Source organism: Paraburkholderia sp. RL17-373-BIF-A, assembly GCF_046030175.1.
Lineage (GTDB): Bacteria > Pseudomonadota > Gammaproteobacteria > Burkholderiales > Burkholderiaceae > Paraburkholderia.
Window position 1 is genome coordinate 1 of record NZ_JARESO010000553.1, and the last position, 241, is coordinate 241.

Here is a 241-nt window from a genome sequence, read left to right on the forward strand (position 1 = left end):
TCGCCGACGCGGTCACGGAATTCAGCTATCAGCGCGATTTCGCCGTCGCGGACAGGCAAGCCGTCCAGATGCATGAGCGACTGGGTTTTTTCGCACATGAATTGCGTAATTTTCTTCAAACCGCGACGCTTGCGTTTACCGCAGCCAAGACCGGAAATTTAAACCTGTCCGGGGCTACGGGGTCGGTTTTGGAGCGGAGCCTGAACGGCTTGCGCGATCTTATCGATCACTCGCTGGACGA

The 241-nt window shown here is 56.4% G+C and carries 1 pseudogene; it reads left to right on the forward strand.

What is annotated here, in order from left to right:
* Positions 1-241, forward strand: a pseudogene (locus tag P0D80_RS51730) (sensor histidine kinase); the annotation flags it as partial.